This is a genomic window from Dyella sp. (assembly GCF_051954575.1).
Lineage (GTDB): Bacteria > Pseudomonadota > Gammaproteobacteria > Xanthomonadales > Rhodanobacteraceae > Dyella_B.
In genome coordinates this window covers 1-21,445 of the sequence record NZ_JBQCHP010000042.1, presented here as the reverse complement: position 1 = coordinate 21,445, position 21,445 = coordinate 1, and the positions used below count along the sequence as shown (strand labels likewise).

Genomic DNA, 21,445 nt, shown 5'->3' with positions numbered 1-21,445 from the left:
CCTGTCAGTGTGTCAACTGTGAACAAAAATTTCCGACACGATGGTCGGCTCGCCGTCCAGCATTTCGCGCCACAGGCGCTGGGGCTGGGCGCCCGGCAATCGGGAAATAAGGACCCGTTCGGGGGATTCGGCAACGTCGCGCAACTGGAAGCGCTGCGATGGCCGCTCCCGCAGCGCAATAGGCAAGGTGGAACGCGTCACCCATGCGGATTGCCCATCAGGCATGCGCTCCGCCACCGGCGCCGTAAACGTCACCTCACCACGCTGATCGACCACCGACAGCGTGCGGCCTCGCCAGTCGCCGATCAGCAGGTATTTCCAGATCGTGCTGCGGCTGCTCAGGTGCAAGCGATATTGCACACCCGGTGCGGCCGACCACGTAGCGAAGTCGCCGCTGCCTGACGCATCGAGCGGCAAAGCGATCGTCGCCAGCGGCGCCGCGGGCGTCGCAGCCACCTCCTGCAAGGGCACCGCATGCGTGCCATCTTTCTGTGCCTGCTGCGAGGCCGTCACCGTATCGGTGTAATACGCGCCAGTCGGATCACTCGAGCGAATGTCGAAACGCAAACTGCGGTTTTCGCCTTCATCCAGGCGTTCGCTCCAGATCCCCGCCAACTGCGTTTCGCATACACCGATCATGAGGCTGCGTTCGTCGGCGCGCACAACCATGTCGAAGCGGCGCAGGAACGCCGCGGTGTCCGCGTGCGGCGAAAACGACAAATGGCGTGCGCAGCCATCGGCGAAATAATCGTGCTGCACGTCGAGCGTGGCGAAGGGGCGATAACGCACGGTCAGCCGCCTTCCCGCTTCATGATGGCAACGCCGCGGTGTCGGCCTGGGCGATGGCCGGATCGCGGCCACGCATCGTCCCGGCATCCAGCGTGATCATGCGTACGCGAAACAAGGCCGATGGCACGTAGCGTCCGCCGTGGATGCTCCACAGACTGTGCATCTCCTGGCTGCTGAGGTTTTCCATGTTCAACGCCAGCCGCTCCAGGCGCGTATCCATGCCGGGCGTGTTCTGATGGTCGAACACGGCGTTGCCCTGGAAAAAAGCAACCGCACTGGACAGGAACTTCAAGGCTTCCGGATAGTGGCTGCCGCTGAAGTTGGCCGCACACATCACCAATAGATTCAGATAGACCGGCGGCACGTTATGCACGATACCGCCGGAGGGAACCGTCGCCATGCTGCCGGCCCGGTGCGCCAGGGTGTCGCGCTCGATCCCGCTCAGGAACAGCACCAGCTTGTTCGCCGACAGCACCACCGGCGCCCCGCCGACTTCCTGCAGGTTGGACACGACAGCGACATCCTCGGCCACCTGGAACTGTCTCCGGATATGGCTGTTGAGATGCGCTGCTAAATGTTCCAGCACCCGATCGATCACTGCCTTCCCCTGTTCCCTGGCCGCGTCCGGCGACACGTCCCTTTCATTTGCCAATCGCCCGGTATCGTCGACGGCGAACCTCACGCAGCCCGGGCACCGATTGGGCTCACGGGTTTTGCCGGCATGTAAAGAGTGAAGCCAGATTAGCCACCTCGCGGCGGCATCCCTATCAGCAATCTGCTGATATTGACTTCCGTTTTGCTGAGCTCGGACGACTCCACCCGCGCCAAGCGCGGCGAAGCTGCCGGCCCGAATCACTCCAGCGACGTCATCCCTTCCTTCACCGCATAGCGAGTCAGCTCCGCGACTCCGCGGATATTGAGCTTGCGAAACACGTGCGCACGATGCGTAGCCACCGTTTTCGCACTGATGTGCAGCCGCTCGGCCACCTGCTGGGTGGAATAGCCTTCGGCAAACAGTTGCGTGATCTCGCGTTCGCGCCACGTCAGCGGCGGCGGCATCAGCAGGTCCTGAACGCCTCCCGCCGTGCGGTAGGTGCTCATAATCGGCGCGACGAGTTCGGCGCTCAGGAAGATCTGGTTGCTGGATGCATGGCGAATGGCGCGCGCCAGTTCGTCATAGCAGTTTCCCTTCAGCACATAGCCCGACGCGCCTGCCTCCAGCGTCTCCAGCACTTGGCCCAGTTGGGCACTGGCCGATAGACATAGCACTTTGCTGGGCAGCAGTTCACTGCGGACGCGACGGACCACCTCGATACCGTTCATAAGCGGCATCGTGACATCGGCAATGACCACATCGGGATGGAGTGTTCTTGCAAGGCGAAGCAGATCCAGGCCATGCCCGGCGTGGCCCAGTACTTCGATATCGGACTCTCGCTGCAGCAGCGCAACCAATCCTTCGCGCAGCATGGTGTGATCGTCACCCAGCACCACCCGCACTTTCATGGCGAGGACAACCACTGCGGAATCTGAGCATCGCCATGAACTGGCTCGCTCCCCCTTGCCGGCCAGCGGATGCATGCCCTCACACCGGCGCCGGGACGGCTTTGCAAATTGAGCGTGGCACCAACCCGGTTCAACCGCTCGGGGATTGCGCCCAAACCCAGGCCACTGGCCGCGCCATGGCGCCGGTTCACGACCAACGGATCGAACCCGGGTCCGTTGTCGCGTATTGTCAATTCAAAGCCGCTGGCTGCCGCCACCAGCGCAACCTCGACGCGTGCACCGGGAGCATGCTTGCAGGTATTGACCAGCAATTCCCGTGCCGCCTGCAGCACCGTCGCTGCAACCGGCTGCGGCGGGTCGGGAATGACGGTGCTGCAATCCAGGCAGAGTGTCTGGCCGGTCAAGCTGGAAAGCCGTTGCCCCAGTTCGATCAGTGAAGCAACCAGCGGCATGGGCGCTTCGGCCGGGCTATCGGTTCTTTCTTCCAGCACTTGGCGCGTACCACGCAGCGCTTCGCTCACCAGCAGACGAACATTGCGCAGCACCGGCACGTCCGACGTGCCCGCGGTATTGAGCATCTGGTCCAGTTGAAGCAACGCCAGGGCCAGCCATTGCGCCGGCCCGTCATGCAGGCTCTGCATCGAGCGTACGCCGATTGGTACGGTATCCCTCGACGATGGCGTGCCGTTCGCACACACCGGCGTCTCGCAGCCGGCTGCGTCATAGATCGATGACATCCCAATCCCCCTGTTCCCTTCCCCACCGTGCGCCACCCGTATGACTACGCCGTGGCAATTTCAGCTGCTTAAGTCCAATCGCAACTGTCAGCGAGGTGAAGCACCCTATTCCAGTCCTTTACTAAACATCGACGGACATGAAGATCATGTCAACGCGGCGCCTCGCCGCAAGAAGCTGCGCAATGGATCGGATCAGGGGCGATACCAACCACGTCGCTGTCCTCGTCATAAGCGTACGCAGGCGTGGCATGGGGAGCTATGGGGACAACTCCCGCAGCGTTTGGCGGCGTGCAAGGCGCCCGGCAAGGAACATTATCTCTTGAATGGCGGCGCTGGAGAGGCGATAACGATGCCTCTCAACCACTCGTCGCGCCTGGCGCGCAGGACCTCTTCCCTGAAGGTTTTTTGCCCAGTCAGATGTTCCCATGTAACGCATTGCCAGCCGATCACTGAGCTTTTCGCCCGGATCGGTTCGCGCCTCTTATCGGTCAATGTATCGAAGCCACTTTGCCGCGAACAAGAGCCGAAAAGGGACGTTGAAGTGTTTTTCTGACAACGTCGGGGATTGATCCCCAAAATATGTTTTTGCGTCCGCCGCATCAAAACATTCATGGCATGATCTGAAATTACGAATGGCCGTTATAAGTGGTGGCTTCCATGTCCATGCAATGACGACGCCGAATGCTCGAGGTTGCCCCCACTCGCCAAGAAGCCAACTTCACGGCACATGGGGCAGTACGCTGCTTACTGATCGGATATGCCGGCGATACGGTTGTTTCAAAAAGCGGCACTGACGATATTGGGGGTCATCGCCAGCGCCATCCAGGAAGGTTGTTGCTGTACGTTCTTAAAAACGAATCGTCATGCACCGTCCATGGTCCACGCCTTTGCAGGTTAGGTTTCGCGGGATGGCCGCGCCATCTCTCCACGGGTCAACTTACGGTGCGCAACGATCGCCATACGCATTTCGCTCACCCGTTCGCATTTTCGCTTTTTGCAGCGCGGCATTTATCGATAATCATGCCGTCGACGCGCAAAAGCCTAAATATAAAAAACGTTGTCCCTCATGGGATAAGGTAAATACCTGACTCCAATCGTATATTGATGCCGCCTTCATGCAGCTTCGAACCGCAAGGTTCCTTGCTGCGTGAAGGTTCGTTCCGCTTCGTTACGTCCCATCTCATGCCACTCCATCTTCTTCATGCCTGCGCATGAGGAAGACGGCTGCGCACGCGAGGGCTGGCGATCGGAAACGAGCATCGCCCGGATAACGGGAATCAGCACATACACTGGAGACATGTGAGCATGATCACATCCAAAACCATCGCCCGCAGATTGCTCTGCGGCGCCATCGCCGCGCTGCTGCTGTCGCCTGCTGCGCAGCTCGCCGCGCAATCGACCGACGCACCGTCCTACCACTGGCACAATGCACGCATCGTCGCCGGCGGTTACGTCGACGGCATCATCGCGCATCCCAGGCAACAAGGCCTGTTCTACGCACGTACCGACGTGGGCGGCGCCTATCGCTATGACTCCAAGAACAACAAGTGGATCGCGTTGAACGACTGGGTCCCTTCGGCCAATCAGGGCGGCATCGAAAGCATCGCCGTCGATCCGAACAACCCCAACATGCTGTTCCTGATGACGGGTTTGTACGTCAAATCGTGGGCACCCAATGGCGAAATGCTGGTGTCGTCCGACCAGGGCAAGAGTTTCAAGTCCTACCCGCTGAGCTTCCGTGTTGGCGGCAATGAAGACGGACGCAACGCCGGCGAACGCCTGCAGGTGGATCCGAACGATGGCTCCATCCTGTTTTATGGCACCTCCAACGCGGTTTACAGCAGCTCCAATCCCAACACGCCCGTGCAAGTCAGCGGCAAGAATGGCTTGTGGACCAGCAAGGACAAGGGTGCGACATGGACACAGGTAAACGGGTTCAAGGCATTGACCAGCGATGGCACAGGCCTGGGCGTGGCGTTTGTCGCCTTCGCGCCCAATCGCGAAGCCAAGGACAGTCCGACCAGAACCATCTATGTCGGCGTGTCGACGCGCAACGCAGCCAGCAGCGGCGCCTCGCTTTATGTGAGCAATGATGCAGGCGCCACCTGGAATCCTGTGAAGGGCGGGCCCAGCAATGAGTTGCCGCAGCGTGGCCAGCTCGGCCCGGATGGCAATCTCTACATCACCTACGGCAACAGCGTCGATCAAAACGGCCACCCCACTTATGCGATCGGCCCCGGCGGCATGAACATGGGCGCAGTGTGGAAGTACGACACTGCGCATCACACCTGGACGGACATCACGCCAACCGATCCCTTCAAATATGCTTCGGGCTTCAGCGGCTTGTCGGTCGATCCCTCGCATCCCGGCACGCTAGTGGTGATGACCATGGATCATTGGTGGCCGGATGACACCATGTATCGCACCACCAATGGCGGCAAGAGCTGGGTCGACGTGGGCGGCGCCACGTGGAACGGCGTTCCTCCCACCTCCGGCACCTATGCCATCCGCGATGCCAGCCTCGCACCCTGGATGATTCCGGCCGGAAAAAAACAACCCGCTTTCGGCAATTGGGGTGAAGTGGTGCTCGATCCCTTCAATCCGGGGCATGCCATGTACGGCACGGGCGGCACGATCTGGACCACCTATGACCTGACCGACGCCGGTGCCGGCAAACCGACGCACTGGTCGATCGGCGCCATCGGCATCGAGGAAACGGCAGTGATCACGCTGTTGTCGCCGACGGCCGGCCCGCACCTGCTCAGCGGCCTGGGCGACGTCTGCGGCTTCGTGCACACCAGCCTGACGACGGCACCGCAGACGCAACCGGACAACCCGACCTGCGGGGACAGCATCGGCACCTCGCTGGACTATGCGAAGAACTCCCCTTCGACGATCGTGCGAGTCCTTCACCAGGGCAACAGCAAACTCACGTCGTTCGGTTCGATCTCACGCGATGGCGGAACTACCTGGACCGAGTTCCCCAATCATGCAGGTACCACCTACGGCGGCGGCACCGTGGCCGTTTCCGGTGATGGCAAGACCATCGTCTGGGCACCCAGCGACATCGCGCCGGTCGTTTCCAACAATGGCGGCGCGAGCTGGACGAAGGCGAGCGGTGGTGGATTGCCTTCGCTTCCGGTCGGCGTGCATGTGCTTTCCGATGGAGCCAATCCCAACGTGTTCTATGCCTTGGATGAGGTTCACGGCGTCTTCTACAACAGCACCGACAAGGGTGTGAGCTGGCATGTCGCCAACTCCAGCCTGCCGAAAGCGGATCCCAGCTACCAGAGCAGTCAACCCACCGCCGTCACTGGCATTGCGGGCGAAGCCAAAGCCGGCGAAGTGTGGACCACCACGCCGAAGGGCCTGTTCCGCAGCACCACCTACGGCACCACCTGGAACCAGGTCGATGCGTCTAGCGTGACCGCCGCCAACTCGGTCGGCTTCGGCAAGGCGGCGAAAGGCTCGCACTACCCTACCGTCTATCTGTCCGGAACGGTCAATGGCGTGACCGGTTTGTTCCGCTCCACCAATGCCGGCGCCACGTGGGTGCAGATCAACGACTCGCTGCATCAATGGGGCGGGGTCGCGGTCGTGGCAGGTGATCCACGCGTCTTCGGCAGGGTATACGTCGGGCCGTATGAAGCACGCGGCGTGATTTACGGCACGTCGAAGGATTGATGGTCTGTGGTTCCCTCCCCTGCTTGCAGGGGAGGGTTTGAGCAATGCCCTGAACTTAAGATTTCTTCCGCTGCCGTGAGCAAATGCCTATCGATGAAACGCGTAGGCTTAAGCGCGCATCTCGAAGCTTGCGAAGTACGTTCCCTCCCCTGCGTGCAGGGGAGGGCTAGGGTGGGGTGCGAGCGCAGCGAGCGGCGAAGATCTGGCGCCGCCGCAAATTACATATTTCGTAAGGCGGTTATCAGCAAACTCCTTCGTGAGCTTCGTCCGTGCGCTAAAGCCCAAGCAACCCCACCCCAACCCTCCCCTACTGTCGCAGGGGAGGGAGCGGATTTCTGCAAGTATCAAGCTTCTGGCTAATCCAACCTACGCGAATCATTGCCGGCCGTGCCATGACGCGAAGGCAGGCTCACCGGCACGGAACCGCCGTCGAGCTGCTAGCGGACGATAGCGGCCCGAGGTGCTGCCGGACGCATCCGTGGAGCCTGCGCCCGCCATCGAAGTCGGACAACTGTTCCGCGCCGAACGATACGCTGGTGCGGCGTTGGCGATAGCTGCGGCCATCGCCGGTCTGGCCGGTGAAATCGCCAGTCTCCGTATCCGCCCATGCGCCGGAGGCGCCGTCAGGTTTTCGCCCGCTCCCATGTCGATGGCGTGGGCGGTGCCGTGCACGCCTGGCCAGGGTATCGCCGGGCGGACGACGGACACCGCCAACGTGCCTTTGCCGTCGGCGCCCACCTGAAGCACAACCTTGGGTGTGCCGCTTTGCAAGCTGATGCCGGCGACGTTCTACGCGCCGTTCGCGGTCAGGCTGATGACAACAGCAAAGCTGGTCAATGACGATTTTTTCTGAAAGAAGGTTTCCGCAGCTGCAAACCACGCCGTTCAAACCATCAGAAGCGCCAGGTCACGCCGCCTTTGAATCCGCTGTCCACCGCGTGCTGCGCCAGTTGCCCGGTGTAAGCCACGTTCAAGGACACGGCCGGCGTCACCTGCAGCATTAAACCGGCATCGATCACGAGTGCATCGCGCGCCATCGGTACGCCGTGCACGGTGAACGGATCGCCGCCCCCGAATGCCATCACGCTGCGCGGATCCACATAGCCGGAAGCATGGCGCCAGCCCAGCGTGCCGTAAGCGTTGACGAGATCGCCGTTGTATCGGAAATGCGCGTTCGCATGCGCGCCTAGCGTGGTGTACGTCACCGCATGCCGGCTGCCGCTGCCCGATAGTGCAGCCGCACTGCCCTGCTCCTGGAAACCATTCGTGTTGAGCCTCACGTAAGCGGCTTGCGCAAACGGCTCCAGCGCGGCGTGCTTGAACGCAAACGCATAGCCGGCTTCGCCAAATACCTGCCGGGTGGATGCATTGCTGCGATTCCACGTCGCGCTCAGATCCGGCAGCTGCAGATTGCGCGTCATGGTCAAGCTGTGTCCGGTATACGCCGCGCCCGCACGCAAGCCCCAGCTTCCCAGCTGAGTGCCTGCGTACACGCTCAGATATGTGTCATCGCTATGCCCGGTGGCGCTGCGTTGCGGAGACTGGAGCGTGGTCTGCGTGTAACCGGTGGCCATGCCCACGCGGCCATGCTCGCCCCACGGCACATCCGCTCCCAGCAGAAAACCGCTCAACGTGTCGGACAACGGCGCGGCATTGCCATCGCCACCGAGGCGGTCCCACGAACCCACGAACTGCCCCCACCAGGTGAGGTCATCAGCGTGCGTTTGCGTCGTCTGGCTCGTCGCGGACACCTGGTCGCCGGACGCCGTCGCCACGCGCAGGCGTTCGCCTACCGCATCGCGCATCACACGGCTGTCGTCGAGGAAGCTGCCCTGCACGCTGGCATACGCATCACCGGAAAGCAGATCGGCGGCGTGACGTACCTGCGCATCCGTGGCCAAGTTGGAAACGGTGATGAATGGCACGCTCGAACCCGGCAGGCTCTGCAAGCCGGCGAGCGTGGCCGCCTGATTGGGCGTATACGCCGCATCGGCCAGCGCGCGCTGCTGCACCACGTCGAGGTAGAAGTGATCCGCATCGTAAACCGTGCTGATACCGAGCGTGGCGCTGAGGCTGGTATTGCCCAGCAGCGTGTACGTCCCGGTCAGGCCCGCTTCCGCGGTGAGCAGGGTGTAGCGCGTGCCGAGCAGGTAAGGCTGGCGCTGCGGCGATGCGAGCAGCGCAAGCCGTGCGCCCGGCGCCACCACCGCACTGCCCTGCACCAGGATCTGGCTGGAACTGCCGGGCTGCGCGAGATCGACTTGCGCCACGTACGTCGAGCCGGCGCTCTGCAAATAATTGCCTGCCACCGTCAGCGTTTCATACGTGCCGGTGCCATGGCCCGGCGCGATCACGCCAGTCACCACCGCCCCGCCGCCGATGCTGCCGCTGCCTGCGAGCAAGCCGGCATCGAGCACGCTGCCCGCCAGCGAACCGTCGAGCGTCAAGCCGCCCGCCGGGCTGATGCCGGTGCTGCCAGTGAAGGTGTTGTTGCCGGTGAGCGTTTCCATACCGTTTGCGATCACCAGGCTGCCGCCCGCGCCGCCAACGATGCCGCCATCGGCCAGCACGCCGTCAAACGTGCCGGAGGCGTTGGTCAATTCAAGCGTGTTCGCGCCGAGCAACACGGTGCCCGCGCCGGACAGCGATTGGATCAACGCCGGCGCCGACACGCGCGAAATATCCAGCGTGCCATCGGCCTGCACGCCCGAAGAATCGGCAATCGTGCCCGGCCCGGCCAAGCCCAGCCATCCGCCCTGTTCGATCTGCGTGGCGCCGGTGTAGGTGTTTGCGCCGGTGAGCTGCGCCATGCCGCCTGCGCCGATGATCAACGGACCGCTGCCGGAGATGATGCCGGCGATGCCCTGCGGCGCCATGTCGCCCGAAATCGTATAGCCGCCATTCGTCGATACCGGATCGATCGAGACGAAGAACGGCGTATAGCCGGTCAGCTGGTTCTGCAGGTCGTACATCACGGAGTTGTTGAAATAGAACGAGATGCCGTAAAGCGCCTGTCCCGCGCTGAGGAATGAAATATTGCCGGGTGTGACGACGTTGCTCGCATCACCCGCGCCGTCGTCGCCGGTGATGATCGACGCCGGTTGCGCGCCGGCACCGCTGCCGGTCATGGTCAGCGTGACGCCGGGTATTTCGTCGCCATTGGCATTCACGTGGCCGGCAGCCGTTTCGCCTGCCAGCAGACCGGCATCGTTGAGGTAGATGGTCGCCGTGCCCGAATCGAGCAGGGTTTGCAGCGTAGCGCTGTATTTGCCGCCGTCGAGCGTGTACGCAAATGCAAGATCGAACTGGTTCGCCGAGATCGGCGCGCCCGACAATGGAAACGTGGCTTGCGAACCGCCGTTCCATGGCACCAGGCTGAGGAACTGCGCGCGCAAGGCCGGCGTGAGATTCAAGATCACGTGCGCACAGGCGCTGCAATTCTGCGGAGCGCCCATCTGCGCATTGGCGGCGACGATATAGCCGCTGGTGGTGAGATTGCCCAGCACGCTGTCGCCGCCGAATTCGCCGGCGCCGAAAATGCCGAACAGCTTGTACGTGCCGCCGTCTTCTGGACCGATGCTCTGGTTGAGGTTCTGCTGCCAGGTGGCATCCAGATACATGGGCACCTCGCCTTGCGTATTCAGCGGGGTCCCGGCGGCCTGATATGCCGCAATCTCGGCAAAGGTAAAGGCATAACCTTCGTTAGGCAGGAAGTAACCGATCTGCGCACCGGCCTGATCGCCATAGAGGCTGTCTTGCGTCGCCACGGCGCCCTGGTTGATCAGCACCGGAATGCCCTTCTCGTTCTTGACCGTCACCGCCAGCGTGTTGGACGAAGAATCGTAGAACTGCACGCTCGACACCGTGGTGCTCGCACCCAGGTTGCCATACGTACCATCGCCGTAGAGCGTGAGCGCAGGCGAAGTCGGCGTGACCGGCACGCCCGGCATCATCGGAAACCAAGGCTGGCCGTTGCTGCCGGAGCCCACGTCAATGTTGAAGGCCGTGGAGCCGGTGTCGAACATGTATTCCTGGGGTGCCGCGCCATTCACGCCGATGTTGATACCCAGCCTGTCTCCACTGACGTCACCGCTGGATTCGTTGATCACGTCCAGCGGGATGGTGACGGGGGGTGGTTGTTCCTGCGCATGCGTGCGTTGTGCAAGTCCCAGGATGCAAGCCAACGCCAATGCAGAGCGCGTATATGTCATGCGATTCATCTTGCGGATTCTCCCCGTGGCGACACGCCACTGTTCGTCAAGTCAAAAAAGTGTTGCTCGCGCGGCGGCAGGGTTTTCCTGCAAACGATCGGACGCGGCGTGATCTACGGCGAATCGAACTGATCCAGCTTTGCCAACGCAAGACGACTCCCTCTTCGCTTGCGGAGAGGGAGCTTTTTGTTTGAATCGGCGCACGCATGACCGCAACGCATCGCGTGATATCAACGTAGGTTGGGTTAGCGCTGCGTAACCCAACGATGTCGCTTCGAAGACGTTGGGTTACGCTGCGCTAACCCAACCTACGATTGGCTTTCCCCTTTCTGCCGGTCATGGCTCGCAGCGCCTAACGCTTACCAAGCCCAACGCATAAGCACATTGCCCGCGTAGGTGTGCTGGCGTTGCCCGTCGAGTGCCTGGTTGTCGCTGACCGAAACGAAGATGCTGCCTTTCGTCCACAGCTTCAGCGCCACGCCGGCGTCCACTTCTCCGCTCAGCCTTTTGGCCGGGGTCTGGATCGGCATGGAACCGTCGAATATCGCCGTATCGTTTCCGCCCGCGCTGTGGATCACGTTGAGCCGTACATACGGCTGCCACGTATCAAAATTACCGACCAGGCGGACACCTGCGCGCTCGATAAGGGTATTGCCGCTACGAAACGCCACGCTGGAAACGCCATCGTTGGCGGTGCCGCGCAATGCGCGCTGCCACATCACCTGCGCCTGCGGTTCGAGCGAGATGCCCGCGCCCAACGAAAACGGCACGCCGGCTTCCACTGAGCCGGTAAGCGCATGCCCGTGCATGCTCGCAACGCTGCCATCGCGCGACAACGGACGGCCGTTGAAGATGGTGTTCATCAGCACCGTATCGGTGTACCAGTTGCCGGCGCCGATATGCGTCCAGTAAGCGCCGGCGCTGTACGCGCTGATGGCGAGGTTTCCGGCATGGAGATCGGCCTGGCCCGATACGTTGCCATCGACGCCACCCGCGGCCCTGGCGAAGCTCGCGAACACACCGTAGCGATTGCGCTGGCCATCGGCATCCACATCGGCATACAGGTCATGCCCGATCTGCACGCCGCCGATGCTGCCGTGGAATTGCGGATCGACGCTGCCGCCCTGCGCAAGCGTGCTGCGCCCACCCCACATGCGCTCCCACGCTGCCGGCAGTGGGCCGTCTTCGGTGAGCAGCGATTGATCGCCCTGGCGCTCGTGGAAATTTTCTAGCTGCAGCATGCCGAGCTCGCGCATCACCGGAGCCGCCGCGGCATACAGCGCCACCTCGGGGCGGTAAAGCGGTATGGGGTTGTCGATCAGCGTGTCGCGCAAATACCAGTTTTGTGCCGTACCGGGCGTGATGCCGCCGCGCACCAGGGAGTATTCATACGCGCCCGCTTTCACGGAACCATCCGCCAGGGCGAAGGCCTTGGCATCGGTGGTGCCGCCGTGGGCGGCCTGCACCACCAGGATGCCGTCCGACCGAATTGGCCCGCCCTGCCCGCCGACATTGTTGATCTTCAGCAAGGTCGAGCCCGTTGCGGTACCGCCATTGATGACGAGCTTGTCCGCGGTCGAACCGTCGCCACCCAGCACGGCGTTCAGTGCCACGGTGCCGTTCTGTCCGGCATAGCTGTGCACCGTCAGCGTATTGCCGACACCGGTCCCGCCCAGTTGCACTACGCCCGCATTGAGCAACTGGCCATTGATCGAAAACCCGCCTTGCACGTCGCTCATGTACGCCGCGGACCCTACCGCAAGCACACCGCTGTTGCTGACGTCGCCGCCGACGCTGCCGTAGCCGGCCAGCACTGCCTCCGGCGCCACGCTCACATCGCCGGCAAGCGATGCTCCCGGTGTGGAAGCATCACCGACGACAAGCGCCCCTGCGTTGACGGCGGTACCGCCACGCAAGGTGTTGACGCCGCCGAGCACTAGCGTGCCCGCGCCTGCTTTCACCAGCGCGCCGTCGCCGTCGATGTTCTGCGAGATCGCGGTCTGGAAGCCTTGCGTGTCGATCACGCCGCCGCCGGCCGCCACGGTTATCGCACGCGTGCCGGCAAGGTTGAAGCTGCTGCCGAATTGCAGCGTGCCGCCATCGAGCGTGATGCCGCCGGTCGAAGCGCCCAGCGCGTTGTCTGTAGCGACCGACAGCACGCCCTGCCGAATGATGGTGCCGCCGGTGTACGCATTGCCGCCTGCGGCGCCCGGTGCGAGCGTGAGCGTACCGGCGCCATCCTTCTCCAACACGCCACCGCCGGCGATCAGGCCGTCGTAGACGCCATCCGTGTTCAGTGCAAATTGCAGCAAGCCATTGTTCAACACGCTCTTCGGTAGACTGCCGGCGTTTGCTTGCAATGTGCCCGACGCGTCGATCAGCAACTGGCCGGCATAGGCAGCATTGTCTGCCGCCAGCACCAGCGTGCCATGCTGCACCTCCGCCAGCATCAGCCCCATCGGGGCCAGCGGCGTGGCGATGGTCCAGGTGCCATCGTCCTGTTTCAACAAGGTTTGAAAACCGGTGATGTCGGCCGGCGCGATATCGTTGCCGTTGCCGTTGAAGCTGATCAGGTTGTTGCTTCCACCCGCTTGGATGGCGCCGGTGATGGTGGAACCGGTGTAGATGTGCAAGGCATCGTTGCCTGCCATGAAGCGCAGATTGCCCACCACCCGGCCACGGTTGGTGAAATCGAGGAAACCCACTGCCGGCGCCAGACCGGAAACGGAACCCATCACGTCATTGGAAGGCTGCGAGGACTCGATCACGCCCGTCGGGTTATTGATCACGGTGTTGGGACCGCCACCGGTCTGGAACCACAGCGCGACGTTATGCAGAGCCCTTATGGTGCCGTTGTTGATGAGGGTGTTCTGCACGCCTTCCACATTGACGGCTTCGGATGTGACCTGCGTTCCGGTCGACAGCACGGTCGCGCCCTGGTCTATCGTCAGGCTGCCGCCATCTCGAAATTCGATCGTATTGGCGCCGCTGTGGTACTGGCCGTTGTTATCCTCGGCGCCGTTTTGTACCAGCGCTCCCGCGCCGATGACGATATTGGCGTTGTCCGAAAGCGAGATCGCCGGCGCATCGCCGACGATGATCTTGGCTCCTTGGTCCACCGTCACCGTGGCGCCGGGAGCTGTAGCCGGGCCGGAACCGATGGTCGTCGTCCACGGCGACGGGTTGCCGGTATCGCAATGCGTGGTACTGCCGGATGTGACGCAATTGGCGTGCGCCATCAGCGGCAGCATGAAAAAGGATGCCATCGCACAGTAAAGCGGCCGCCTCGCCAGGCGCCCCATCCCGATCGATACGTTCTTGAATGCATCACCGCGAACGCCTGAATGGTTATATTTATTTTTTCCGATCATTCTCGCCACCATTTTGTTTTCGCCAATGAAAACTGAAAATGCATTGCTCGCATGTCCGTAGATACCGTTATTCGCGAACAAGACATCAGCACGACACCCTCACCGTACACGCGAGCGCAAGCACCGTCCTGGCGCGACCTTTTTCGCTCCATTTGAAGGCTTTATTGCTGCAAGAAAAGCACGCTCAGCGACAGCAAGGCCATCATGCGTGCATCACGCAACGGCATACCTGCATGCCGTGCAAAATCGCTTTTCCTTACTTTTTTATGCAGAGAAACGGCTCTATGCGATGGATTTCGCACACATGCACATCATAGGCGTCCGTACATCGGACTCACATGTGAAAGAGTGACCTAATATCTATCTGCGAGGGACATAACGGTATGCAAATTACCTTGTCCGTCTAAAACGACAATATGCGATAGCGACAGATCAATGCTTCGAACTTAAGCATGTTCCAATCACAAGAAGTCCAACGTTCGCTATCTAAGGATGCTCTGATCTATTACACGCACCCGGCATGACGTCCAGAAGGCCCGCAGGGTGTGTTGCGCGGCGCAGGGCAGACTGGCCGTCTGTTCCTCGCTCCTCAAAGCCGGGCGCAGCCTGCGGGCGTTCTGGACGTCACCCCGTCATTTAAGGCAACACTGATCAAGTATCGCCGTCGTCATGATGTCTGGAAGGCTCGCAGGGTGTGTTGCGCGGCGCCTGGAAGACTGGCCGTCTTGCTAAGCCGCGCGGCGCAGCCTGCGGGCCTTCCAGACATCACCCCATCACTTTGAATTCAACACGTTGGGGCCAGCCCTGTCTGTCCGCATGCCTTCGGTCCGTCGCCTCGACAGACGGCCAGTCTGCCTTCACCGACGGCCCTGTGGCCTGCGAACAGACAGGGCTGGTGACGACGGCGATACTTGATCAGTGTTGCCTTAAGCACACGCATGAAGTGTGCACTGGCCAATAGCGAGCAAACAGCCAAATCGTCATTCCGGCGAAGGCCGGAATCATCGCCAGTACGGAGCCTGGATGATTCGCTTCGCTCACTCCCTTCGGGGCCGGCCTTCGCCGGAATGACGGCTCGTTATTTATATAGCGATCGGTATTGTTGCGTGGACCGCAAGAAGGGAGCCGAACACAGCAAGACCTCCCGCACATTCTTTGCTATGGTGCAAAGCCAAAATCGGCAGCCCCGCCCCTCAGGAGATTGTGGTTCTCATGATCAATATCTCGCGCCGCACGTTCGTCTTTTCGGGTATGGGATTGGCTGGCTCCTGCCTGCTCCCGCGTATTGTGTGGGCCGGCACCGGCCAGGGGCAGGCGGAAAAACAGGCTTGGCTGCAGGGCGGCACGGCCCTGGCGCCGCGCGAGCAATTGCAGTTCGATTTCGGATGGCGGTTCGCGTTCGGCCACGGCGACGATCCCGGCAAGGATTTCGGTTTCGGGTTCGGCCAGGGCGATTTTTCCAAGACGGGCACGTTCAAGATCGCCACCGACAAGTTCGACGACGCCAGCTGGCGCGCGTTGAACCTGCCGCATGACTGGGCGGTCGAGCTGCCGTTCGTGCATGACGACAAGGGCGATGAAGACAATCGCATGGTCTCGCACGGCTACAAGCCATTAGGGCGGCGCTATCCCGCCACCAGCGTGGGCTGGTACCGGCGCGCGTTCGAGATTCCCCAGAGCGATCGCGGGCGTCGCATCTGGATCGAGTTCGACGGCGCGATGCGCGATGTGATGCTTTTCGTCAACGGCTGCTTTATCGGAAGGCATGACGACAGCTATAGCTCGTTCCGCTTCGACCTTACCGATTTTCTCAACTACGGTGGCAAGAATTACATCGTGCTGCGTGTCGACGCCAGCTTCGGCGACGGCTGGTTCTACGAAGGCGCCGGCATTTATCGGCATGTGTGGCTGACCAAGACGGACCCGGTGCATCTGGGCAAATGGGAAACCATCGTGCGCTCCAGCGTCAAAGGCGATGCGGCCACGCTCGCCCTTGCCACTCTTATCGAGAACGATGGCGAGCACGTCGCGAACGCCTCGCTCGAATGGAGCATCGTCGACGCCGCCGGCCGCATGGTGGCGCAGGCAACCTCGCCTGCGCAGGCGATTGCGCCGCATGCGTCGGCAGACTATCGCGCCGAAGCGAGCGTCAGCCAGCCCGCGCTGTGGTCGCCTGACGAACCGCATCTGTATACCGCCATCGTCAAGGTGATCGTCGACGGCAAGCTGCGCGATGCCGAGCAGATTCCGTTCGGCATCCGCACGGCGGTGTTCGATCCCGACCGCGGCTTCTTCTTGAACGGCAAGCCGCTGAAGATCCAGGGCACCTGCAATCACCAGGATCACGCCGGCGTGGGCGCCGCCCTGCCCGACCGGCTGCAGGCGTTCCGCATCGCCGTGCTGCAGAGCATGGGCTGCAATGGCGTGCGCACATCGCACAACATGCCTACGCCCGAATGGGTCGAGGCGTGCGATCGCATGGGCATGCTGATGATGTGCGAGACGCGCCAGATGAGTTCAAACCCCAGCGGCTTGCAGCAGCTGGAGACGATGGTGAAGCGGTATCGCAACTCGCCCTCGATCATCATCTGGTCGATCGGCAACGAAGAATGGGTCCTGCAACAAGGCGACATGGCGCCCGAAGGCGCCCGCATCGCCGGGACCATGGTGGAGCGCTGCCACGAACTCGATCCCACCCGCGTGGTTTCGGCGGCGGTCAACGGAGACAACGAGCAAGGTGTATCGGAAGCGCTCGATATCATCGGCTTCAACTACCACACCGACTTTCCCGACGCCTTCCACAAGAAGCACCCGAACAAGGCCGTGTTCGGATCGGAAACCTCAAGCGCCATTTCCACGCGCGGCGAATATGTGTCCGACAAGACCAAGAACACGGTCAACAGTTACGACGGCGTGGTGGACTGGGGCCAGACGCCGGAGCAATGGTGGAATTTCTACGCCACGCGCGAATGGATGGCAGGCGGATTCGCATGGACCGGCTTCGACTATCGCGGCGAGCCCACGCCTTATGCATGGCCTTCGATCAGCTCGCAATTCGGCATCGTCGACATGTGCGGTTTTCCCAAGGATTACTTCTACTACTACAAAGCCTGGTGGAAAAAGGCGCCCAGCCTGCACGTGTTCCCGCATTGGAACTGGCACGGCAAGGAAGGCCAGGAGATTTCCGTATGGGTCTATACCAACCTGGATGAAGTCGAGCTGTTGCTCAATGGCAAGAGCCTGGGCAGCAAGAAGGTGCCGCGCCTTGGGCACGTGGAGTGGAAGGTGGCCTATGCGCCGGGCGTGATCGAAGCACGCGGCAGCCGCAATGGCCAGACCGTCCTCACCGAGCGGCGCGAAACTACCGGCCCCGCGCAACAACTGCGCCTGACCGCCGACCGCATGGAGATCGGCGCGGACGGCCAGGACGTCGCCATGATCACCGTGGAAGCGCTCGATGCGAACGGCCGCCCGGTGCCGACGGCGGACAACAAGCTGGCGTTCCGCATCACCGGCGCGGGCCAGCTGATCGGCGTCGGCAACGGCGACCCCAACTGCCTGGAGAGCGACAAGGAACCCAGGCGCTCGCTGTTCAATGGCTTGGCTCAAGTCATCGTGCAATCGACGGATAAAGCGGGGGCGATCTTGGTGGAAGCCGTCGAGGATGGCGCATCTGCGCATGCCTTGCGTAACACGTCGCTGGTGATTCGAACGAAGAAAGTGGCGCGAAAGGCAATTGCCTGAGAGAGAGCGCACGTAGGTTGGGTTACCCCGGACTTGATCCGGGGGTAACCCAACCTACGAGAAGTGTTCGATTCTTAGCAACAGCTTATCTCCGCGTTACTTCAACCCTACGACTCGCTAAGCAAACCAATAGCTTCCCCTGCCATCCTTTGATCATGTTTTCGGGGGTAGCAGTGGCCGGCAAGTTGAACACATCAGGGCGATACGATCGCATAGCCGTGGGGTTTCACTGGCTAAGCGCCGCATTGATAGCACTGGCGTATATCGCCATTGAAATGAAAAGCCCCCACACCGCGTGGATGTCCATCCATGTATGGGCAGGCACTGTGTTGTGGGTGGTATCGGTCGCCAGGCTGGTGTGGCGACTGCGGCACAGGGCGCCACCGCCGGTTCCTGGATCGGCGATCGTTACCCAGCTCAGCCGCGTGGTGCATGGCGCGCTTTATGTATTTGTGCTGACGCAGCCGCTGCTTGGCATGCTCAGCTACAGCCTCCACGGAAAACCGCTGCCGCTGGTCGGGCTGCCGTGGACGATCTATCTCTCCGGGCCGGCGCCGCATCTTGCACATACCGTAAAGAGCATCCATGAAATCATCGGCAATGCTTTTTACGGCGTTATCGGCGCGCATGCCTGCGCGGCCTTGTTCCATCATTTCTTTTTGCGCGACGGCACGATGCGGCGAATGGGTTTTCGCTAGGGATGCGTCTTGCCAAGCTACGCGCATCACGGCACGTGGATCACCTGCCCCACGTAAATCAGGTTCGGATTCCTGATCTGCGGATTGGCCGCTTCCAATGCCGCCAGCGATACCCCGTGAAGGCTGGCGATGCCGGACAAGGTATCGCCGCGCCTCACCGTGTATCCGCTACCGCTGTCGTGGCTGTCGCCGGGCAGATGGATGGTCTCGCCGGGATAGATGTAATTGGGATTGCCGATTTGTGGATTGGCCGCTTCCAGCGCGGACAGCGATACGCCGTGTCGTTGCGCAATGGCCGAAAGGGTATCGCCCGTTTGCACGGTGTACGCATGGCTTCCGCTGGGGCTTGGTGCTGGCGCGGGCGCCGGAGCGGAAGTACTGCCCGATGGCGCCGTACTGCCGAATAACGCGGCTTCCTGTGCGCGGCGATTCACCAGGCCCTGCAGCACGTGGCCGCCGGCATGCACGTAGTCGCCGAACATGCGCTGCGCACCGGCGTAGTCGCCACGGTTGAGAGTCGCCAGCAGACTGGAATAACCATTCGCACCGACGTTGTAGGTGAGACTGACCAGCGCATCGAACTGATTCTGCGTCAGCGGCACATGCACGTTGTTGCGCACGGCGTTTTCCGCCGAGCTCAGGTCCTGGCGCAGATACGCCTCGGCTTGCGCGCGCGTGATCGTCTCGCCGGGCGACACGCCCCCGGTGTGGCCGTAGCCGATGGTCCACGGCGCGCCACCGGTGCCGGGGTCGGGATAGGCCGTGGCGCTGTAGCCTTCGAAGCCCTCGATCATCCTCACGCCATTTTCACTGACGGAAAATTGCGAGGCCGGCCCGCCATGGCCGGGCGGTGGCGTCGGCGCCACTGAACCGCCGTCGGGAATGTTCAATGACTCGCCGGGATAGATCAGGTTCGGGTTGGCGATCTGCGGGTTGGCCGCTTCCAATGCCGCCAGCGAGACACCAAAACGCTGGGCGATACCTGAGAGTGTGTCGCCGTGCTGCACGGTGTAACGGTTGCCTGATGCATGATTGGCGGCGAAGGAATGCGTGGGCCGAACGTCGCTTACTGCGGTCATGGCTGCCTCGACGGTGGATGGTATAGCGCCAACTACACCATCTGGCCGCCGGCCGTCCCATCCGGACGTGCCCCAGCTAGGGTCATCCCTAGGTGGTACGGCCGGCGCGGGCGGTTATCGTACGGAGCGGACCGCATCATTGCGGCGCACGCTGCCATTGCAAAGGCGTACCGGATGCACGCTCTACGGAAATACGGTTTTGCACTATGTATGCTGCTGGCGAGTCTATGGGTGGCCATTGGCGCCGCAGGGAGAGAGTTCATGAGCAATGCCGACGCAAGCCATGTTTTTTCCGATGCCAGGACGATTGCGCTCGCCAACGCGGCGCTTGGTGGCGATAGCGCACGCGTACGCGCGTTGGTCGCCGAAGGCGCCGATCCCAATGCGCACGGCAAAGACGATGTGACGCTACTGCAATGGGCCTTGCTGCGGCAAAGCAGGCCCGCCCTCGACACCCTGCTGGACGCCGGCGCCAACCCGTCCCTGCCCGGCCTCGGCGGTGACACGGTGCTGCACCTGGCGGCGAAGGCGAACGATCCGAGTTATCTCAAGCTGCTGCTCGATCACGGCGCCGATCCCAATGCGCCGCACGGCACGACGCAGGCGCCGCCGATCGATGCGGCGCTGATGAACCCGCAGAACGATGCGTTCGAACTGCTGCTTGCACACCACGCCGATCCGAACCGCGCCGACCGCATGGGCGACACGCCGCTGCACGTCGCCGCCCAGGTGCACAAGCCGCAATGCGTGCTGGCCTTGTTGAAAGCCGGCGCGGATGCCAATTTGCGCAACAAGCGCGGCGATACGTTCCAGACGTATTTCAACGTGCTGCCCGCGGGCGGGCTCAATCCTGCAGCGAAGGCCGAGCACGAGGCGGTGCATCAGTGGTTGCGTGAGCATCGGGTGGCGGTGGAGGAAGCAGTGCATTGAGCGCCTGCTTAAGGCAACACTGAATAAGTATCGCCGTCGTCACCAGCCCTGCCTGTTCGCAGGCCACAGGGCTGTCGGCGAAGGCAGACTGGCGCATCGTCGAGACGGGTACCTGCGGCATACGGACAGACAGGGCTGGCCCAACTATTGAATTTAAGGGGATGGGTGATGCCTGGAAGGCCCGCAGGCTGCGCCGCGCGGCTTGGCAAGACGGCCAGTCTTCCCGGCGCCGCGCTACACACCCTGCGAGCCTTCCAGGCATCATGACGACGGCGATACTTATTCAGTGTTGCCTTAACGGCGCGTCCCGAGCTTGCGATATGCCGCTCCCTCCCCTGCGTGCAGGGGAGGGCTGGGGTGGGGTTGTGCGGACTTGCGACATGGATCGAATTTACCGCGAGGTTGCTTCACCCCACCCCGACCCTCCCCTACTACACGTAGGGGAGGGAGCAAATTCGGCGAGCGTGACATAACCCCTAGGGCCTGTTTACACCATTTGCGTGGCCCGCGCTGGGAGCTGTTTGCGCGCCAGACAAGGAAGAGCGAAGGAGTGTACGTCGGTACACGACTTAAGTGATGACGCAGGATGGCGGGCAAACAGACCCAGCCCTTCGCGTTGCCGCCGTGTAGCCGCCATGCGCCAGCGCGCGGCTTGCCTTGGCAGCCAGCCAAGGCTGCGCCACGCGCTGCCACCTGACG

General features: G+C 62.1%; 13 protein-coding genes. 5 read left to right on the top strand and 8 right to left on the bottom strand.

Features of this window, described 5'->3' with window-relative positions; genetic code table 11:
• Positions 1 to 12: 12 nt before the first annotated feature.
• The 5 genes from ACTHNE_RS06230 to ACTHNE_RS06210 form a co-directional block, all read right to left on the bottom strand.
• Entirely contained in the window at positions 13 to 789 is a 777-nt protein-coding gene (locus ACTHNE_RS06230) for a hypothetical protein (RefSeq protein WP_324941476.1), read from the bottom strand.
• A gap of 19 nt (positions 790 to 808) precedes the next feature.
• Entirely contained in the window at positions 809 to 1,423 is a 615-nt protein-coding gene (locus ACTHNE_RS06225) for a DUF4255 domain-containing protein (protein ID WP_324941479.1), read from the bottom strand.
• A gap of 218 nt (positions 1,424 to 1,641) precedes the next feature.
• Entirely contained in the window at positions 1,642 to 2,292 is a 651-nt protein-coding gene (locus ACTHNE_RS06220; RefSeq protein WP_324941483.1) for a response regulator transcription factor, read from the bottom strand.
• Complete coding sequence (locus tag ACTHNE_RS06215) at positions 2,289 to 3,029, bottom strand: sensor histidine kinase (RefSeq protein ID WP_324941486.1); 741 nt, start codon at positions 3,027 to 3,029, stop codon at positions 2,289 to 2,291. The genes ACTHNE_RS06220 and ACTHNE_RS06215 overlap by 4 nt, the downstream gene beginning before the upstream one ends.
• Positions 3,030 to 4,142: 1,113 nt before the next feature.
• Positions 4,143 to 4,328, bottom strand: coding sequence for a hypothetical protein (locus ACTHNE_RS06210; protein WP_440268784.1), 186 nt, complete (start codon positions 4,326 to 4,328; stop codon positions 4,143 to 4,145).
• Positions 4,329 to 4,334: 6 nt separating this feature from the next.
• Here ACTHNE_RS06210 and ACTHNE_RS06205 point away from each other — a divergent pair, with 6 nt between their 5' ends.
• Together ACTHNE_RS06205 and ACTHNE_RS06200 are read left to right on the top strand one after the other, a co-directional pair.
• On the top strand, positions 4,335 to 6,713 hold the full coding sequence (locus ACTHNE_RS06205; RefSeq protein WP_440268783.1) for a WD40/YVTN/BNR-like repeat-containing protein: 2,379 nt from the start codon (positions 4,335 to 4,337) through the stop codon (positions 6,711 to 6,713).
• 478 nt (positions 6,714 to 7,191) lie between these two features.
• Complete coding sequence (locus ACTHNE_RS06200; protein WP_324941492.1) at positions 7,192 to 7,455, top strand: hypothetical protein; 264 nt, start codon at positions 7,192 to 7,194, stop codon at positions 7,453 to 7,455.
• Positions 7,456 to 7,606: 151 nt separating this feature from the next.
• Here ACTHNE_RS06200 and ACTHNE_RS06195 read toward each other — a convergent pair whose 3' ends face one another.
• Together ACTHNE_RS06195 and ACTHNE_RS06190 are read right to left on the bottom strand one after the other, a co-directional pair.
• A complete protein-coding gene (locus ACTHNE_RS06195) occupies positions 7,607 to 10,933 on the bottom strand; it encodes an autotransporter outer membrane beta-barrel domain-containing protein (RefSeq protein WP_440268782.1) in 3,327 nt (1,108 codons plus the stop codon).
• A 350-nt stretch (positions 10,934 to 11,283) separates the two neighbouring features.
• Positions 11,284 to 14,190, bottom strand: a complete 2,907-nt coding sequence (locus ACTHNE_RS06190; protein WP_440268781.1) for an autotransporter family protein — start codon at positions 14,188 to 14,190, stop codon at positions 11,284 to 11,286.
• A 1,317-nt stretch (positions 14,191 to 15,507) separates the two neighbouring features.
• Here ACTHNE_RS06190 and galA point away from each other — a divergent pair.
• Together galA and ACTHNE_RS06180 are read left to right on the top strand one after the other, a co-directional pair.
• Entirely contained in the window at positions 15,508 to 18,039 is a 2,532-nt protein-coding gene (gene galA / locus ACTHNE_RS06185; protein ID WP_324944446.1) for a beta-galactosidase GalA, read from the top strand.
• 155 nt (positions 18,040 to 18,194) lie between these two features.
• Positions 18,195 to 18,737 carry a cytochrome b gene (locus ACTHNE_RS06180; protein ID WP_324944450.1) on the top strand — a complete coding sequence of 181 codons (543 nt, stop codon included), beginning with the start codon at positions 18,195 to 18,197 and terminating at the stop codon, positions 18,735 to 18,737.
• 26 nt (positions 18,738 to 18,763) lie between these two features.
• On the opposite strand, the gene ACTHNE_RS06175 is transcribed toward ACTHNE_RS06180, so the two are convergent.
• A complete protein-coding gene (locus tag ACTHNE_RS06175; protein WP_324944453.1) occupies positions 18,764 to 19,816 on the bottom strand; it encodes a LysM peptidoglycan-binding domain-containing protein in 1,053 nt (350 codons plus the stop codon).
• Between the two features lie 261 nt (positions 19,817 to 20,077).
• On the opposite strand from ACTHNE_RS06175, the gene ACTHNE_RS06170 reads away from it, so the two are divergent.
• Positions 20,078 to 20,746 (top strand): ankyrin repeat domain-containing protein, encoded by a 669-nt coding sequence (locus ACTHNE_RS06170; protein ID WP_324944456.1) that lies wholly within the window; start codon positions 20,078 to 20,080, stop codon positions 20,744 to 20,746.
• Positions 20,747 to 21,445: the final 699 nt, after the last annotated feature.

Bases quoted from the DNA above. Each gene is read 5' to 3' on its own strand.
- ACTHNE_RS06220 (WP_324941483.1), bottom strand. From the start codon at position 2,292: ATGAAAGTGCGGGTGGTGCTGGGTGACGATCACACCATGCTGCGCGAA.
- ACTHNE_RS06215 (WP_324941486.1), bottom strand. From the start codon at position 3,029: ATGTCATCGATCTATGACGCAGCCGGCTGCGAGACGCCGGTGTGTGCG.
- ACTHNE_RS06210 (WP_440268784.1), bottom strand. From the start codon at position 4,328: ATGTCTCCAGTGTATGTGCTGATTCCCGTTATCCGGGCGATGCTCGTT.
- ACTHNE_RS06205 (WP_440268783.1), top strand. From the start codon at position 4,335: ATGATCACATCCAAAACCATCGCCCGCAGATTGCTCTGCGGCGCCATC.
- ACTHNE_RS06195 (WP_440268782.1), bottom strand. From the start codon at position 10,933: ATGAATCGCATGACATATACGCGCTCTGCATTGGCGTTGGCTTGCATC.
- ACTHNE_RS06190 (WP_440268781.1), bottom strand. From the start codon at position 14,190: ATGGCATCCTTTTTCATGCTGCCGCTGATGGCGCACGCCAATTGCGTC.
- galA (WP_324944446.1), top strand. From the start codon at position 15,508: ATGATCAATATCTCGCGCCGCACGTTCGTCTTTTCGGGTATGGGATTG.
- ACTHNE_RS06180 (WP_324944450.1), top strand. From the start codon at position 18,195: ATGTTTTCGGGGGTAGCAGTGGCCGGCAAGTTGAACACATCAGGGCGA.
- ACTHNE_RS06175 (WP_324944453.1), bottom strand. From the start codon at position 19,816: ATGACCGCAGTAAGCGACGTTCGGCCCACGCATTCCTTCGCCGCCAAT.
- ACTHNE_RS06170 (WP_324944456.1), top strand. From the start codon at position 20,078: ATGAGCAATGCCGACGCAAGCCATGTTTTTTCCGATGCCAGGACGATT.